This window comes from Rhizobium sp. BIGb0125, assembly GCF_024810055.1.
Classification (GTDB): Bacteria; Pseudomonadota; Alphaproteobacteria; order Rhizobiales; family Rhizobiaceae; genus Agrobacterium.
This window is the reverse complement of record NZ_JANUDV010000001.1, coordinates 61,953-79,037: the sequence shown is the minus strand read 5'-3', so window position 1 is coordinate 79,037 and position 17,085 is coordinate 61,953. Positions and strand designations below refer to the sequence as shown.

The 17,085-nt window shown below is 54.4% G+C and carries 15 protein-coding genes; 5 read left to right on the top strand and 10 right to left on the bottom strand.

Annotated features, from left to right (window positions below):
- Positions 1 to 32 precede the first annotated feature (32 nt).
- Positions 33 to 614, bottom strand: coding sequence for a PRC-barrel domain-containing protein (locus M2418_RS00340; RefSeq protein WP_250982320.1), 582 nt, complete (start codon positions 612 to 614; stop codon positions 33 to 35).
- 283 nt (positions 615 to 897) lie between these two features.
- On the opposite strand from M2418_RS00340, the gene M2418_RS00335 reads away from it, so the two are divergent.
- Complete coding sequence (locus M2418_RS00335) at positions 898 to 2,592, top strand: sensor histidine kinase (RefSeq protein ID WP_259142251.1); 1,695 nt, start codon at positions 898 to 900, stop codon at positions 2,590 to 2,592.
- Between the two features lie 252 nt (positions 2,593 to 2,844).
- Here the strand turns inward: M2418_RS00335 and M2418_RS00330 are convergent, their stop codons facing one another.
- Positions 2,845 to 3,834 (bottom strand): sensor histidine kinase, encoded by a 990-nt coding sequence (locus tag M2418_RS00330; protein WP_259142241.1) that lies wholly within the window; start codon positions 3,832 to 3,834, stop codon positions 2,845 to 2,847.
- A 108-nt stretch (positions 3,835 to 3,942) separates the two neighbouring features.
- Positions 3,943 to 4,737, bottom strand: a complete 795-nt coding sequence (locus tag M2418_RS00325; protein ID WP_192487969.1) for a response regulator — start codon at positions 4,735 to 4,737, stop codon at positions 3,943 to 3,945.
- A 139-nt stretch (positions 4,738 to 4,876) separates the two neighbouring features.
- Between M2418_RS00325 and M2418_RS00320 the strand changes: the two genes are divergently transcribed.
- Together M2418_RS00320 and M2418_RS00315 are read left to right on the top strand one after the other, a co-directional pair.
- A complete protein-coding gene (locus M2418_RS00320) occupies positions 4,877 to 5,080 on the top strand; it encodes a NepR family anti-sigma factor (RefSeq protein WP_259142232.1) in 204 nt (67 codons plus the stop codon).
- Complete coding sequence (locus M2418_RS00315; RefSeq protein WP_250982323.1) at positions 5,077 to 5,643, top strand: sigma-70 family RNA polymerase sigma factor; 567 nt, start codon at positions 5,077 to 5,079, stop codon at positions 5,641 to 5,643. Before M2418_RS00320 ends, M2418_RS00315 begins: the two co-directional genes overlap by 4 nt.
- Before the next feature lie 69 nt (positions 5,644 to 5,712).
- Here the strand turns inward: M2418_RS00315 and M2418_RS00310 are convergent, their stop codons facing one another.
- Positions 5,713 to 6,183, bottom strand: coding sequence for an Lrp/AsnC family transcriptional regulator (locus M2418_RS00310; protein WP_192487966.1), 471 nt, complete (start codon positions 6,181 to 6,183; stop codon positions 5,713 to 5,715).
- Positions 6,184 to 6,359: 176 nt separating this feature from the next.
- On the opposite strand from M2418_RS00310, the gene putA reads away from it, so the two are divergent.
- Positions 6,360 to 10,049: a trifunctional transcriptional regulator/proline dehydrogenase/L-glutamate gamma-semialdehyde dehydrogenase gene (gene putA / locus M2418_RS00305; RefSeq protein ID WP_405049353.1), complete on the top strand. Its 3,690-nt coding sequence runs from the start codon at positions 6,360 to 6,362 to the stop codon at positions 10,047 to 10,049.
- A gap of 93 nt (positions 10,050 to 10,142) precedes the next feature.
- Here the strand turns inward: putA and M2418_RS00300 are convergent, their stop codons facing one another.
- The 6 genes from M2418_RS00300 to speB form a co-directional block, all read right to left on the bottom strand.
- Complete coding sequence (locus M2418_RS00300) at positions 10,143 to 10,925, bottom strand: carbon-nitrogen hydrolase family protein (protein WP_259144665.1); 783 nt, start codon at positions 10,923 to 10,925, stop codon at positions 10,143 to 10,145.
- Between the two features lie 2 nt (positions 10,926 to 10,927).
- On the bottom strand, positions 10,928 to 11,728 hold the full coding sequence (locus M2418_RS00295) for an ABC transporter permease (protein ID WP_250982324.1): 801 nt from the start codon (positions 11,726 to 11,728) through the stop codon (positions 10,928 to 10,930).
- A complete protein-coding gene (locus M2418_RS00290; protein ID WP_250982325.1) occupies positions 11,725 to 12,579 on the bottom strand; it encodes an ABC transporter permease in 855 nt (284 codons plus the stop codon). The genes M2418_RS00295 and M2418_RS00290 overlap by 4 nt, the downstream gene beginning before the upstream one ends.
- Positions 12,576 to 13,613, bottom strand: a complete 1,038-nt coding sequence (locus tag M2418_RS00285; RefSeq protein ID WP_259142191.1) for an ABC transporter ATP-binding protein — start codon at positions 13,611 to 13,613, stop codon at positions 12,576 to 12,578. Before M2418_RS00285 ends, M2418_RS00290 begins: the two co-directional genes overlap by 4 nt.
- Positions 13,614 to 13,686: 73 nt before the next feature.
- On the bottom strand, positions 13,687 to 14,775 hold the full coding sequence (locus M2418_RS00280) for a PotD/PotF family extracellular solute-binding protein (RefSeq protein WP_259142188.1): 1,089 nt from the start codon (positions 14,773 to 14,775) through the stop codon (positions 13,687 to 13,689).
- A gap of 77 nt (positions 14,776 to 14,852) precedes the next feature.
- A complete protein-coding gene (speB, locus tag M2418_RS00275; protein ID WP_259142186.1) occupies positions 14,853 to 15,905 on the bottom strand; it encodes an agmatinase in 1,053 nt (350 codons plus the stop codon).
- 171 nt (positions 15,906 to 16,076) lie between these two features.
- On the opposite strand from speB, the gene M2418_RS00270 reads away from it, so the two are divergent.
- A complete protein-coding gene (locus tag M2418_RS00270) occupies positions 16,077 to 17,039 on the top strand; it encodes a LysR substrate-binding domain-containing protein (RefSeq protein WP_259142150.1) in 963 nt (320 codons plus the stop codon).
- The last annotated feature ends 46 nt before the right edge of the window (positions 17,040 to 17,085 follow it).

Below are 17,085 nucleotides of genomic sequence, written 5' to 3'. Positions count from 1 at the left end.
GCATCGCCTTTTTATTTGAACTCAACCAACCATTACGGGGTGGTTGACGAGGTTGTCGAGGTATCAGGCATTGCTGGCGCCTGGGCATTCTGTGCATTACGCTTTTCTTCCAGCGTCATGAACTGTGGTGCCGCCTTCAGGGCATCAGCTGTTTCCATCGTCGTCAAACGAACGGTACCAGCTTCAGCGTCACGCGTTACAGTTACCTTGTCGATTGGCAGCGCTACGTTTTTAGCGCCAATACCAAGGAAACCACCGACACCGACGACAACTGCATCAATGCCACCGTTTTCCTGAATAATAAGGTCGGTCACGTTACCGATGCTTTCATCACCAGAGGTGTAGATCGACTTACCAATATAGTCATTGGCACTGACCTGCTGCTCAGACTGCTCGGTCAAATATTCACCCGACGCGGAAGCGGCTGTGTCTGGGGCAACAGTCGCATCAGGTGTTGCAGGAGCAACAGGAGTTGCGGGTGTAGCCGCAGGGCTTTCTACCGAAGGGCTTGCTGGAGCACCCGGGGCCGGTGTGGTTTGCGCCATCGCAAGTGGTGCGAAAGCAGTTGAACCCAACAGGGCAGCGGATGCGATCATGGTGAGTGTCTTCTTCATATCGAACCTTCCTTTCGTAACATCAAGAACTTGCAATAACCGGTATGTTCGGTTGTGTTTGCTGTTCGGTATGGAAACGGCACAAGGGCGGAGATGGTTCCTTATTTTATCGAGAATGTTGCTCAACACACGGAAATGTCTTTGCTTTTTCATTCTAACGCCCTAAATTTCGGGGTGTAATCATGCTTTTAAAATGATCCGGCATGACATAATGTATCGCCAGTTTGGCAATCGTTCTCATCGCCTGAAAGTGAAATCAGTCGCATGACCGACAAGGAACGGGATGATCGAGAAACTCAAAGCAAACCTTGGACGGTTGTTCCCGGTCGCTTCGCTAAGAGCTTATATTGTGGTGATGACCACTGTCGTCACCTTGCCGCTGATTGTTTTTACCGGCTACCTGATGTTCAAACTCGAGGCCGACGAACGTTCCGACCTGCAACGTGAAACCGTAGACGACGCCAGAGCGATAAGCCGCAGCATTGAACGCCGCCTACAGGAAATGGCAACATCCCTCAACTTGCTGGCACAGTTTCCAGAACTTGAAAGCAACGATCTTCCCGCCTTTCAGCGCCGTATTCATTCAAGCCTCGCGCAAGAAGGTCTTTACGTTATTGTCGCCACCAAAGACGGGCAGCAGAAGCTGAACACGCGCCTGCCATCAGGCGAAACGCTGGGAAAAATTCCTGAGCAGGCAGACCTCTCGAAATCGCTGTCTCAAAACCGCATAACCGTATCGAATATCTTTTTTGGCAACACCAGCAAGCAATGGGTGTTTAACGTTACATTGCCGCTACCGTCGAGACTTGCAAGCACAGGCGATGCACTGATCATGACGCAAAATGCCGCTGATCTTCGCCCGCTTATCTCGACAGAGAACCTGCCTGCTGACTGGTCTGTTGCCGTGCTGGACGATGAAGACAGGGTGATTATCTCAAGCGAACCAGGCAAGGTCGTGCCTGGAGAAGCATTTACCGAGGAAAATCTGCTCGGCCGCATGAGCGGTTTCAGTGGCAACTTTCTCGATGATCACGGCAACGTCTTCGCCTATTCCCAGTTTCTCGGCTGGTCATGGAAAACCGTTATCTGGGGTCCGGCATCCTCTAGCCAAGTCGCATTGGTCAGCACCTGGCGCAACATGATGATAGGCAGCGTGCTGATGGTGCTGGCCGCAATCACCGGCGCCTATATCGTCGGTCGGCAACTGCGAAGCTCGATACTGGAAATAACCGATATGGCGGAGCGCATCGGCCAGGGCGAAATTGTTGCACCGGTACAGACCAAGATCACCGAAGCGAACCAGGTGGCTATTGCTCTGTCCAATGCCTCCTTCGACCGAAGTCAGGCTGAAGACCATATGTTGCTGGTTCTGCACGAGCTTGTTCATCGATCAAAAAATATCCTGACACTTGTGCAAGCGATGATGCGGCAGCTTGCGCGTGAAAACACGTCGATTGCTGATTTCCAGAGAGAGGTCGATCACAGACTGCGTGGCCTTGGTATGTCTATTCGTGCCCTGACAGAAACCCAGTGGCAGGGATTGCCAATCAAGAAATTGATCGAAACCCATCTTGATGTGTTCGGCAGTGTAAGCCAGCAAGTCGTCAACAAGGGTGAAGACTTCATGCTCTCGCCAGAGGCAGCACAGAATCTCGGATTGATCCTGCACGAATTGACAACCAACTCCATCAAGTACGGTGCGCTGTCTGTCAAAAACGGTATCGTTGAAATTGAGTGGCAGCACTCTGAGAGAGATGATGGTCAGGAGATGATGACGATTTACTGGCGCGAGAAAAATGGGCCGGCGGCCGAACAACCAAGCCGCAAAGGATTTGGCTCAACCATTGTCAAACGTCATGCAGAAGGCGCGTTTTCGGGCGTTGTCGCCATGGATTACGCCACCTCTGGCTTTGCCTGGACGCTCACTGCCCCAACACGCTATTTCATCAAATCAAGCAAAACATCCGAGGCAGAATAAAAATGAAAATTTCTTGGGAACGAAATGAATGCTCACGCATTCTTTCTGCAAGCCAGGAATGTTACCCCGTCCCCCGTCATTCCCTTGGCTTATGCAGGTCCCGCCCTAAGACCTGTATAAAAAAGCCCGGTTCAGCCCCCGAACCGGGCTTTTTTTATGGCTGATTTCCTGAGTGTCGATCACTTGCCCACATGAATAACCCTCCCGCAACAAAATTGGGGAGGGCCGCAAAACTGGCAGAAGAAACCACTGTTAAATAGGGAACGTCAGACGATAGCGGATGTGGTCGGTATGAATTTCATAAACCGCCTCGCCAGCCAAAGCCGCCGGGACGACCTTTTCAAGCACAACACTGCCAAAATGGGCATTGTGTTTATGCCCCTCAGGCTTTGGTTCGATAGGCCGGTTTGAGAGTGGCTCCTCCCATAGAATTTCCAGCCGATCCTCCCCATCCGTCTGCGAACGGGTACAGTGCAAGGTAACTGGAAGATGGCTTGCCAAATTACCGCCATGAGAGATGGTGTTAACCACCAGCTCATGAAACGCCAACCCGACATAGACAGCACCATTCGGGTTCAGCAGCACATTATCGCCATGCATGCGAACCAGATGCGGATATTCCGGCAGATAGAGATTGGACTGCTGACGCAATAGGTCAAAAACCGAAGCGCCTCGCCAATCGGAATCGGTAATCAGATCCTGCGCCTGCGACAGCGCATGCAGACGCCCCCTGAACTTGCGCAGGAACTCGTCTTTAGACAGCGTAAAACGTGCCGTTTGCGAAGCAAGACTTTGAATGATCGCCATCAGGTTCTTCGACCTGTGGCTCACTTCACGCAATAAAGAGCGCAATAGTTGCTCACGCCTGCGTTCTGCAGTGACCTCACGGATCGTGGTTTTGATTACAAGCTGCTCACCGCGCGTGACGGTTGTGTAGGCAGCAAACTGGAAAATCCGGTCTTCGCCCGCATTCACCTCCAGCATACCGCTGGCACCGGACACGTTGAGCCCTTGCTTCAAATCTGAAAGCCGAAGGGCCAACTCCGATCCAAAAAGATTTTTATCAGTCGGTTCGCACCCGGCGGGAACCTGCCAAAGATCCGGGAGATTGGCTATGAAGATGTAGTTTGAGGAACAATCCTGAAGCATGACAGTCTCGCCGGAATCCAGCAGAGCGAGTATCAGCGATTCACGTAATTCCTGCTCATCCTGCCCAGGCGTGTACCAAGCCAGACGGTGCACTCATGATCTCCTTAAACAATGTCACAACAACCGCTTCGTGAAGGTTGTGACGAACACCATGTCCGGGGAAGAGCCTTACCCTTCACCCGTCATGACCGGGCAAATCACCTATGCAGCAGCACGTGAATTTTCATTAAAGAAGAGCGCCTGACTGATCAGTGCCTTCACCATATCTGGGTTGAATGGCTTGGTAACCAGGAAGGTCGGTTCTGGCCGTTCGCCAGTCAGCAGTCGCTCCGGGAATGCCGTGATGAAGATAACTGGCAGCGATGTGGACTGCAGGATTTCATTCATCGCTTCAAGACCGGAACTTCCGTCGGCCAGCTGGATATCTGCAAGAACCATCTTTGGACGGGTGGTCTTGAACAGCTCGATGGCTTCTTTGTGGGTACGAGCAATGCCGGTAACATTGTGACCGAGGTCTGTCACCATTTGCTCGATATCCATGGCGATCAAAGGCTCATCTTCGATAATCATGATATCGGTTGCCACTTGGCGGGCGATTTCCGATGCGGCTGTGTCGATCAGTTCGCCAAGCTTCTTTTCCGAAACCTGAATAATTTCCGCAGCTTCACTGGCGCTGAACTCTTCCACTGTGGTTAGCAGAAATGCCAGCCTTGGAAGAGGCGGCAGTGCTGCCAAATTGGCAGAGGCCTGCTTTTCCCAACCACTCAGTGGTTCTTCGGGGTTTATATTGATGCTAACGGAACCAAAAATAGAGACAAACAATTGATAGACTGAAACTCTGTCGCTGCTGGTCTTGGGATAAATACTGACATCGGCGATCAAGGCCTCAAGGCTCGCAGCAACATAGGCATCACCTGTGGTCTGGGAACCGCAAACGGCTCTCGCAAACCTGCGTAAATAAGGCAGATGAGGCGCTATACGAGTGGAAACTGACATTAATAATTCTCCCCTTACATGCGATTTGCCCTGCAAATCCGTGTGTAAACACAACACTTAAAAAAAAGTTCCACACTGCCGGAACTCTTTTTTGCTTGCCGCATTTTATTGTACGGCGATGAAAGGACTACTTTAAGTTATGAGTGATTTTCAGACAGATGATGATATTGTAGGAAAGGCGGATGGACCAGTTGTTCCAGCCTCCGGACGTACTGTTATTTCCCGCAAGTTAAGAGAACTCTACGACACTGTTCAAGACGAAGGTATTCCGGACAAATTTCTCGATCTGCTGGAAAAGCTGGATGAAGCCGAGCGTAACGCCGGTACATCGGAGGCGCGATGACCGGTTCCTCGGATCAGAACGAGCGCGACTTCAAGCGTGAAATGCTTGCTGCGCTGCCAAACTTGCGTGCCTTCGCCATTTCCCTGATTAGATCGCGCGATCGCGCAGATGATCTAGTTCAGGACACCATCATGAAAGCGTGGGCAAAACAGGACAGCTATCAACCTGGCACCAATATGCGGGCTTGGCTTGTCACCATTTTGCGCAATGAATTTTACAGCCAGATCAGAAAATCAGGCCGTGAAGTCCAGGACACCGACGGTGCTTTCACATCCAAGCTTTCAGTGCCACCAGAACAGAACGGTTCAGTAGACCTCCAGGATTTCAAGCAGGCACTTGCCTTGCTGCCGGATGACCAGCGTGAAGCCATTCTGCTGGTTGGTGCATCAGGTTTTGCCTATGAAGAAGCCGCCGAAATTTGCGGCTGCCCTGTTGGCACCATCAAAAGCCGTGTAAGCCGCGCGCGTCTGCGCCTGCAGGAACTGCTCGGCATTGAGGATGAGCGGGAGTTTGGGCCGGATGCCCAGATGACTGCGGTTACCACAAGCGCTATCATTCGCTGATATCGAGGCTTGAGAGTTCAACACTCTCAAGCCTTTTCCTTTTGCATGAAAACCACAGGCGCTTGCGCCTTAAATACCGGTGTCCTTCACGGACTGCATCACGACATAGGTCGATGTATTGGAAACGGATGGAAGGCTGGAGATTTTTTCACCCAGCACCCGGCGATATTTGCGAATATCCGTTGTTCTGACTTTGAGAAGATAATCGAACGAGCCCGCGATCATGTGGCATTCTTCGACTTCCTTGATTTTTCGTACAGCCGAGTTGAAATCCTCAAGCGCCTTTTCGCGGGTGTCGGACAATTTCACTTCAGTAAAGGCAATATGTTCAAGTCCAAGCTTGGCCGGATTAAGTGTTGCGCGAAAACCCAGAATATATCCGTCTTCGATCAGTCTTTTAAGTCGCGCCTGACACGGCGTTTTCGACAGGCCGACCTGTTTCGACAACTGCAAAACCGACATGCGGCCATCATCGCTGAGAGCTTCGAGGATCTTCATATCGAACTGATCCAAATCGCCTGATTTTACGCCTTGAACCATCAATATAGACTTTCATTATGATTTAATAAGACTGTTTTGCCTATTTTATTGCAAAAATAAGGACAATGCAATTTCCTGCGAAATGTTATGTTCTCAGCAGAGAAAAGGTGCGCGAAATATTTCTGTGCACCTTTGCAAAAACGATTTCATGCATTGAGAATTGGAAGGACGAACCGATGGCGGATGTCACAGGCAGCATGGGTGTGAATGGAAATACGACTGCTCAAGGCGTCTTCGAGCGGTTTGCACCGCCTGTACGCGAACAGAATGCATACCGTCAGGCCATTACCCAGGCTTATCGCCGCTCTGAGCAGGACTGCATTGCTCCTCTTCTGGAACGCGCCACTGTCACCGAACAGTCGGCACAAGAAATCCGCTCCATCGCCCGCAAGCTGATTGAAGCCCTGCGCTCCAAGGCAAAAGGCACCGGCGTGGAAGGTCTGGTGCAGGAGTATTCGCTGTCCAGTCAAGAAGGCGTGGCGCTGATGTGTCTGGCAGAAGCGTTGCTGCGCATTCCCGACACCGCAACCCGTGACGCACTGATCCGTGACAAGATTGCCAATGGTGACTGGAAGTCTCACATCGGTGGCGGTCGCTCGCTGTTCGTCAATGCCGCCACATGGGGTCTGGTGATCACCGGCAAATTGACATCGACCGTCAACGATACTGGTCTTTCCTCCGCCCTCACCCGTCTGATCGCCCGCGCGGGCGAACCAGTCATTCGTCGTGGCGTCGATATGGCGATGCGCATGATGGGCGAACAGTTCGTGACCGGCCAGACGATTGGCGAAGCCATCCAGCGTTCCAAGCCCTATGAAGCAAAGGGCTTCCAGTATTCCTACGACATGCTGGGTGAAGCAGCCACAACCGGCAAGGATGCGGAGCGCTATTACCAGGATTATGAGGCAGCCATCCATGCCATCGGCAAGGCATCTGCCGGCCGTGGGGTTTATGGTGGGCCTGGCATTTCCATCAAGCTTTCCGCACTGCATCCACGTTATTCGCGCTCGCAGGCAGACCGCGTCATGGCTGAACTGCTGCCACGCGTCAAAGCGCTGATGGTGATGGCGAAAAACTACGACATCGGCCTCAATATCGACGCCGAAGAAGCAGACCGCCTGGAGCTTTCGCTCGACCTCTTGGAATCGCTGGCGCTTGATCCTGATCTCGGTAACTGGGAAGGTCTGGGCTTCGTTGTGCAGGCCTATGGTCGCCGCTGCCCGTTTGTCCTCGATTACATCATCGATCTTGCCCGTCGCTCAAACCGCCGTATCATGGTGCGTCTCGTCAAGGGCGCTTACTGGGATGCGGAAATTAAGCGTGCGCAACTGGATGGTCTGGATGACTTCCCCGTTTACACCCGCAAGATCCACACCGACGTGTCGTACATTGCTTGCTCGCGCAAGCTGCTTGCTGCACGCGACGTGATCTTCCCGCAATTTGCCACGCACAATGCCCAGACAATGGCGACCGTCTACCACCTGGCCGGACCGGACTTCAAAATTGGCGATTATGAATTCCAGTGCCTGCATGGCATGGGTGAGCCGCTTTACAGTGAAGTTGTCGGCAAGGACAAACTTGACCGTCCGTGCCGTTTCTACGCACCTGTCGGAACGCATGAAACCCTACTCGCCTATCTCGTTCGCCGTCTTCTTGAAAACGGCGCCAACTCGTCCTTCGTTAACCGTATTGCCGATCCCGCTGTACCGGTCGATGACCTGCTGACCGACCCGGTTGCCATTGTGAAGGCAATGCCGGTTCCGGGTGCTCAGCATGACAAGATTTCGAGCCCAGCCGGCCTGTACGGCACAGAGCGCCGCAACTCCGACGGCATTGACCTTGCCAACGAAAACTCTCTGTCGGCATTGAGCGCCGCACTGACGGAAAGTGCAGCCATGCAGTGGACGGCGGCTTTCCCGGCATCGACGGGTGCAAGCCGACCGGTTTTGAACCCTGGCGACCACACCGATATCGTCGGCTACGTGACCGAACCGTCCGAAGCTGACGTCAAGCAGGCATTCGAGCCTGCCACCGCGTCCAATTGGCCAAACCTGCCAGTCGCAGAACGTGCAGCAATCATCGAACGCGCTGCTGATTTGATGCAGGCAAAAATGCCAATATTGCTTGGCCTGATTGTGCGCGAAGCAGGAAAGTCCCTGCCAAACGCCATTGCAGAAGTGCGCGAGGCCATCGACTTCCTGCGTTATTACGCGGAAGAAGCCCGCAACAACTTTGCAAGCGAACAGAAGGCACTCGGTCCAATCGTCTGCATCAGCCCGTGGAACTTCCCGCTGGCGATTTTCATCGGTCAGGTGACTGCAGCATTGGTCGCGGGAAATCCGGTTCTCGCAAAGCCAGCGGAAGAAACCCCGCTGATCGCCGCCGAAGGCATCCGCCTTTTGCATGAAGCAGGCGTTCCGGCCGATGCCGTCCAGCTGATGCCTGGCGACGGCAAAACTGGTGCTGCCCTCGTTGGTGCGCCGCAGACAGCTGGTGTCATGTTCACCGGCTCCACCGAAGTTGCCCGCCTTATCCAGAGCCAGCTTGCAACGCGCGTATCGGCAGGCAACCGCCCAATTCCGTTGATTGCGGAAACCGGTGGCCAGAATGCCATGATCGTCGACTCCTCTGCCCTTGCAGAGCAGGTTGTCTTCGACGTGATTGCTTCTGCCTTCGACAGCGCCGGTCAACGTTGCTCGGCACTGCGTGTCTTGTGCTTGCAGGAAGATGTGGCGGACCGCACGCTGACCATGCTGAAGGGTGCGTTGCACGAACTCAGCATCGGCCGTACCGACCGTCTGTCCGTGGATGTCGGCCCTGTTATCACTGCTGAAGCCAAGGGCATCATTGAAAGCCACATTGAGGGCATGCGTTCGATTGGCAATCGTATCGAACAGATCGAACTGGCTGGCGAAACTGGCAAGGGTACATTCGTACCGCCGACCATCATCGAGTTGAAAAACCTATCCGACCTCAAGCGCGAAGTGTTTGGTCCGGTTCTGCACGTCATTCGCTTCAAGCGTGACAACCTCGACAAGCTGATCGATGACATCAACGCAACCGGTTATGGCCTGACATTCGGCCTTCATACACGCCTTGATGAAACCATCGCCCATGTCTTGTCTCGCGTGAAGGCAGGTAACCTCTACGTCAACCGTAACATCATCGGCGCGGTCGTCGGTGTGCAGCCATTCGGTGGTCGCGGTCTATCTGGCACCGGTCCTAAGGCAGGTGGACCACTTTACCTTGGCCGTCTGTCGACCAAGGCACCGGTCTTTGCAGAAAAGCACAACGGTAAAGCCGATCCGGCGATTGCCGAATTTGCAAAGTGGCTGGATAGCAAGAGCAAGACATCAGCCGCCGCCAATGCCCGCAACACCGCAGACCTGTCCGCCGTCGGTTTTGAAACCGAACTGGAAGGCCCGGTTGGCGAACGCAACGTCTATGCTCTGCATCCGCGCGGTCGCATCCTGCTGGTTCCGGAAACTGAAAGCGGTCTCTACCAGCAACTGTCGGCAGCATTGGCAACAGGTAACAACGTGGTCATTGATACGGCTGCAAACCTGCAGCCATCGCTTTCCGGCGTGCCGCAGGCGATCGCAAATCGCATCACATGGTCTGCAGACTGGAAGAACGCAGGACCATTTGCTGGCGCGCTGATTGAAGGCAATGTCGACAAGATCAAGCAGACAAACGGGCTTATTGCTGCCCTGCCTGGCCCGCTTGTGCTCGTACAGGCCGCATCGAGCGCTGAACTGGCCGGTGAAGAGCAGGCCTATTGCCTGAACTGGCTGGTTGAAGAGGTATCTGTCAGCGTCAACACCACAGCTGCCGGCGGCAACGCCAGCCTGATGTCAATCGGCTGACACCACCAAAAATAAAGCACGTTGCTCAGATCACCTGAAGCAACGTGCTTCTTTCCATAACCCGGCAGATGCTCGAAGCTTCTGTCGGGTTGTTTATGTGAGTGGAATGAGATCGCGCAGATAGGTATTTTCCTGTCGGGATTGCGCGTAGGCCCCGGGCTCTATCTCAGCGTAAAGAAGGGCGTCATTGTCCGCGGACGCCTGTGCGAGGAATTGGCCGTCCGGCGCTGCAATACAGGATAGTCCGGCATAATCAAAGGCGCCGTCGCTCCCGGAGTGATTGACGTAAGCGACATAAACCTGGTTTTCAAAAGCACGCGTGCGGATCAATGTCTGGGCAATAAAGCTGCCCGACGCCCCCTTGGGCAAGGCTGTCGGCACAACCACCAGCTCAGCGCCGGCAAGTGCAAGACGGCGGACATTTTCCGGGAACTCGACATCGTAGCAAATGAGCATACCGAAAGTGATGCCACCATACTCAACCAGAACGGCCGATGGTTTTTCAGCACAAAACAGGCCACGCTCGTAATCGCCATAAAGGTGGGATTTTCGGTAGATGCGGCTATTGCCCTTTTCATCGACAAAGATCGCGCTGTTATAAACCTTGTCCCCGGCACGTTCTGCAAACCCCGCCACAACGGCAATCGAATAGACGCGTGCAATCTCTGCCAAGCGTTGTTCAATCTCGCCACCGGCCGGAGATGCCAGTGACGCCATGGCTTCGCCTCCCCCGTAACCGGTGACTGCAAGTTCAGGCACAATCAGCAATGCGGCACCCTGAGAGGCTGCCTCCTTTGCTGCCTGTTCAACACGCGCCAGATTGGCCGAAACATCTGCCAAAACCGATTGCATCTGCAAAGCTGCGATCTTCATGATACTCACTTGTCGTTGGAGGACATGGCACCCAGAAGTTTCGGCAAGTCACCGAACCGGGCCACCAGACCAAAGACCACAGCTGCAATTGTCAGGAATAACACGGTCACCGAGGCCATGGTCGGGGTGTAGCCGTAACGCAAAGCATTGAAGATCTTGATCGGCAGGGTTTCCATGGTGAAACCGACAGTCATATAGGCGACGATATATTCGTTGAGCGACAGCACGAATGCGAAGGCATAACCTGACACCAGATAGGGCAGGATCAATGGTAATACTACAGTCCTGAAGATGGTACGGTCATTGGCGCCCATCGTCGATGCAGCCTCGACCAGCGAGCGATCGATCGAGGAAAATCCGAGTGAAATCGTCACCAGCGGCAGTGTCACGAAAAAGATGGCGTGACTGACAACTGCCGTCCAGGGTTGACCATAAAAGCCCGTTGTTGCCCAGAAGGTCAAAAGGCCAAGCGCTGTGATAACTGGTGGTAGCGTAAATGGCGCAACACCCAGCACCTGAAAAACATTTGCCCATGGCGCGATACGACGCCACAGAAACCACGCCAGCGGCAAAGCGATCAACAACGCAAGGGCAGCCGAAAGAGCAGCCAGCGTTACCGATGCAAACAGCGCGTTACGCCATTCGACATTGGTAAAAATTTCGCCATACCACGACAGTGAAAAACCCTGCGGCGGAAATGCCAGCGTCTGTTTTTCATTGACCGACACACCGGCAACCACAATCAGCGGCATTGCCAGAAACAGGCCGAACAGTGTGAAGAAAAGGCGTTTCAGAAACGTAGTCATGCCGCTTCTCCCTTACGTCCTAGAAACAGCGTCAAGCCGACAAGTCCAAGGGTTACGAGAACAAGGAATACCGCCATGGCCGCTGCAAACGGCATGTTGGACTGGTAGATCGCCTGATCCGTAATCAGCACCGACAAGGTCCAATGCTGCGGACGACCGAGCAGCTGAGGCAGCAGGTAACAACCGAGCGCAAAGATGAACACCATGATCGAGGTTGCCATGATCGTGCTTCTGAGCGCTGGCACCACGACTGTGAAGAATGCCTTGATTGGAGAGGCACCAAGGGTGCGCGCAGCCTCGGTCAATGTCGGATCAAGCCGTACAAGTGCGGGATAAAGCACCAGTACGGTGTAAGGCAGTGCCTGGTAGACAATACCTGTCAACACAGCGCCAAAACTCGGGGTCAGAGCCTTTGCCTGCTCCATCAATCCGATCGCCACAAACAGGTTGGTGATACCAGCGGTGCGCGAAAACAACGTGGACCATGCAAAGCCGATCATGACTTCAGACAGCGACAACACCGACAACAAAGTCACCAGCCACAGTACCTGCACCTTTCGCGCCGAGCGCGACAGCAGGTAGGTGAAGGGCACGGCGATCACCACGCAGCAAATGGCTACAAGCACCGCCAGCATCAGTGAAAAGCCAAGCACGCGCCCGAAAAACAGGCTCATGAACCGGGCGTAATTGTCTAGAACGAAGGCCGGTTCGTAAAACGCCCCCTGCAAGCGTTGAAAAAACGAGACCGAAATCATCGTGCCAAACGGAACGACGAAGAAAATGATCAGCATCAGAGCTGGAAACAGCAGCGGCCCGTAATCGGTCAGTTTTTGCGGCGCTTCCCGTCTCATGATTTCAACACCACGCAGACATCAGCGCCGAGCTTCACGCCGACATTTTGCCCGACAGTAACCTGAGGACGGGCGCTCGGTGTCGACACGGCAACAATCTGCTTGCCGCCCGCCTCGACGAAGGTTTCGATCGTACCGCCAAGATCACGCACAAAGGTAACGGTTCCGGATATCGTGCCATGACCAGGCGCCGTCAGTTCGACATCTTCCGGGCGCACCGAAATCACGCCCTTTGACGGGCCGGACGAAAGTGCCAATCCCTCGACAGCTTCGCCAAGCACAACAGCACGGCCAGCACTGTCTGCGGAAAAATCAATAAGGTTGGTCATGCCGATAAAGTCGGCAACGAAGGTATCGGCCGGTTTACGATAGACATCGACCGGGGCTGCAGCCTGGCGGATTTCGCCGCCATTCATCACCACAACCGTGTCGGCCATGGTCATCGCTTCACGCTGGTCATGGGTTACCACAATGGTGGTAATGCCCAGACGCTGCTGGAGCTGGCGCAGTTCAACCTGCATCGCCTCACGCAATTTCGCGTCCAGCGCCGACAGGGGTTCATCCAGTAGAAAAAGCTTTGGCGAAATTGTTAGGGCACGGGCAATGGCGACGCGCTGGCGCTGGCCGCCAGATAGTTTGGAAACCGGGCGATCGGCGTAACCGGGCAGATGGATCATCGCCAGAAGCTCGTCAACGCGCTTTTTCTGCTCTTCCCTGCCAGCACCACGGATGCGCAACGGGTAGGCGATATTTTCGCCCACCGTCAGATGCGGAAACAGGGCCAACGACTGGAACACCATGCCAAGGTCGCGTTTGTGCGTCGGCACGGTTGTAATGTCATCGCCATCAAGGCGGATCGTGCCGCTGGTTGGCAAATCCAACCCGGCGATCATACGCATTAATGTCGTTTTTCCGCAGCCGGAAGGGCCAAGCAGACAGACGAATGTGCCGTGCGGAACATTCAGGCTGACGCCATTCACGGCCGTGAAGTTGCCGAATTGCTTGACGATGTTATTCAGGGCCAGACCGGACATACATTCCCCGTTATTTTTTTGAAAGCCGATCCGGGTTTCCCCCGGACCGGATGTTGTTTTGTAAATGAGTGCCTTAACCGGCAATCATCTCAGTCCACTTCTGGTTCAACCAGTCAGACTTGGTCTGGTAGAGATCGTAACGCGGGATAACTGGATCGATATCCGAAGACACTGCCGCGAACTCTTCCTCCGTCAGGTCGGTCAGTTCACGCTTTACGGTTGGCGCTGTGCCAACCTTGCGCGACAACACGGCCTGCGTTGCCGGTTGGCTCATATATTCGATGAAGGCATGCGCTTCTTCGGTTTTCTTGGATGCACGTGACAGAACCCACGAACCGGCGTCCTGAATGCCGCCTTCCTTCGGGAAGGTCGAGCGAACCGGCTGACCCTGCGAAGCGGCAAGACCGGTTACGTCGTGGTAGTACTGACCCATCGGGATTTCGCCCGACTTCAACGCCTGTTCGAACTGCGCCTCATCACGGTACCAGAGGCTGACATTGGACTTCACTTCCGCCAGCTTTTCAAACGCCTTGAGAAGACCCTCTTCGGTGTCGAGTGCATTGGTGCCGCCAAGATATGTCTTGGCTGTCACTTCCAGAAGGAAGGAGTTGGACACCAGTGCCAGAAGGCCGATCTTGTCGGCATTGGCCGGATCCCACAGGGCTTCCCAGGAGGTTGGTGCTTCCTTGTAGACATCCGTGTTGGTCACCAGCGTGATGTACCAGGACACCGCACCGATACCGGACACGCGACCGTCAGGATATTTGTTGATGAAACGATCGATCAGACCGGAAGAGCTTGGGATCTTGGCAAGATCAAGCGGTGCCCACAGATCAGTCGCCTGGCCCTTCAGAACCGCCACCTGCGACATCATGGAAACGTCGGCCGGAGCCTGACCTGCCTTGGCGGCCTGCTCAAGCTGTACCAGCCATGCTTCACCTGTCGGCTCAGCCACGGATTCAACAGCAATGCCGGTGGCCTTGGTGAATTCAGGGAAAATGTTCTTGTCGAACGAATCCTTGAAGTAACCACCGTAAACACCGACTTTCAACGACTTGTCCTGCGCGCGCAGGATGGAAGGCATAGCCAGCATGGATGCGCCAGCAAGACCGGCTCCCAGAACCGTGCGGCGACTGACCGGCAATGTAATTTTTTCAGACATCGACTTCTCCTTTATTGTTCGGCCTGTCTTCTTTTATCAGACCGTCCCCAGTTTTTGTTACGGATAATAAGTCATCATCAGCTTTTGACGGAAGGACTAAACACCATCAGGCTCAAGATTTCGAACAACATTTGCGCACCAGCCTGTGCGGTATTGGTTGTGGCATCATATTGTGGTGCCACTTCAACCACATCACCACCCACGATGTTCATGCCCTTCAGACCTCGAACCAACTCAAGAACCTCGCGCGTCGTCAGTCCGCCGATTTCCGGTGTGCCAGTACCGGGCGCAAAAGATGGATCAAGACTGTCGATATCGAAAGACAGGTAGGTCGGGCCGTCACCGATAATTGCCTTGGCCTTTTCGATGATTGCGGGCATACCGAGGCCGGTTACTTCCTCGGCGTGGATAACGGTCATGCCGGATTCGTAGGAGAACTCCCACAGATATTCGGACGAGCCGCGAATACCGATCTGGATCGTGCGGGTCGGGTCGAGAACACCGTCGAGGACCGCATTGCGGAACGGACCGCCGTGGTGGAACTTGGTCAAGTCATAGGCACCGCCAGTATCGCAATGCGCGTCGATATGGATCATGCCAACCGGGCGGTTTTTCCCGACCGCTTTGAGGATCGGATGGGTGATGGAATGATCGCCGCCCACTGACAGCGGCAGAACACCGGCATCGACAATCTGGTTCAGACGCTTTTCGATATCGTCATGGCTCATTTCCAGACGGTAACGGCTGCGGAATGCAACGTCGCCAATGTCAGCAACGCGCAGATCATGCACCGGCGCGCAATTGAGAACGTGATTGTAGGGACCAATACGTTCGATGGCGCGCAACGCGCGCGGCCCGAAACGAGAGCCGGTGCGGTTGGTCACACCAAGGTCCATCGGCACGCCAAGCAGGGCAACCTGAAGATTGCCGAAATCCGGCTCGTCATTGTCGACGGGCATATGCGGCGCAGCCAGCAGCGTCGGCATTCCAGCATAGGGCGCAACACGTGTGCCGCTCTTGGAAAAGATCTTGCTCGCCACCTTGCTGAACTTGGGATCGAACAGTTCTCCGCCATGGCTTTCGCCATACTTCGCTTTCAGTTCTTGCAGCTTTTTGTCGTCGAATGTCATCTTGTGGTTCCCATTCACATTGACCGGCAACGCATCCAAGTGCGCCGCACATTTTTTGGACTGTAAAAATACTGCCCATGTTTTCGTCATTTCAACGCAAGGCAATTGAAAAAGCAATTCACATTGTTGTAGCAATTAATGTGAATTTTTCTCACACAAGGACAATGCTCAATGTCCAGTCGTCTGCCCCCTCTCAACCCTCTCAGGGCTTTCGAAGCAACTGCCAGACGTGGCTCCGTATCAGCCGCCGCGCGGGAGTTGAACGTGACACATGGCGCCATCAGCCACCAGATCAAGTCGCTCGAGGAGTCGCTTAACACAGTGCTGTTTGAACGGGGCGGCAGACGGTTGAAACTGACTTCACAAGGTGCACTGCTGTTACCTGTCGTCACACAGGCATTCGGCAGTATTGCCGCAGCCACGGCGCTGATGGCACGCCCTGCAACCGGCGGAAAACTGACGATCGGCAGCGTGGCTGGCCTTCTGTCCCTTTGGCTGATCCCCCGGCTAAACAGGTTCTCGGAACAGTTTCCGGATATCAGCCTGACGCTGATGACCGGCAATGATCCGGCGATGCTCAACTCGTCCGATATTGATCTGTGCATTCTCTATGGAAACGGCCGGTGGCCCGGCATATGGAGCAGCCTGTGGAGCGAAATCCGGCTGTTTCCGGTGGCGAGCCCGACCCTGCTCAACAACCGGCCACTGCGTTCGATACGCGATCTGTCGGATCACGTGTTGCTGCATGGGGATACCGGCCGGGAATGGAACACCTGGCTGACGGCGGCAGACGCAACTGCCGTACCTCGCCCGCGCCAGCACTTCATGAGTGACGCCCATCTTTCCACACAGGCCGCCCTTTATGGACAGGGCATTGCCTTGGGCGACACCATCACCGCTGCAAACCTGATTGCCGAGGGTGAGCTTGTCCTGCCATTCGATTTGACTGTGCCGGCTGATGACGCGTTTCACGTCGCCTGTCGTCACGAAATGCGCAACGCTCCCATCGTCAGCGTGTTTATCGACTGGCTTTACGCCTCACTGGATGAAGACAAGCTGCCGGAGCCAAAACGGTCAGCGCATACATTGCTCCGCTCCCGCTCGGCAAGACAGGACACGGACGACAAACAATGATGGTGTTTCGAAACAGCCAACAAAAAAGGCGCCAGTGACTGGCGCC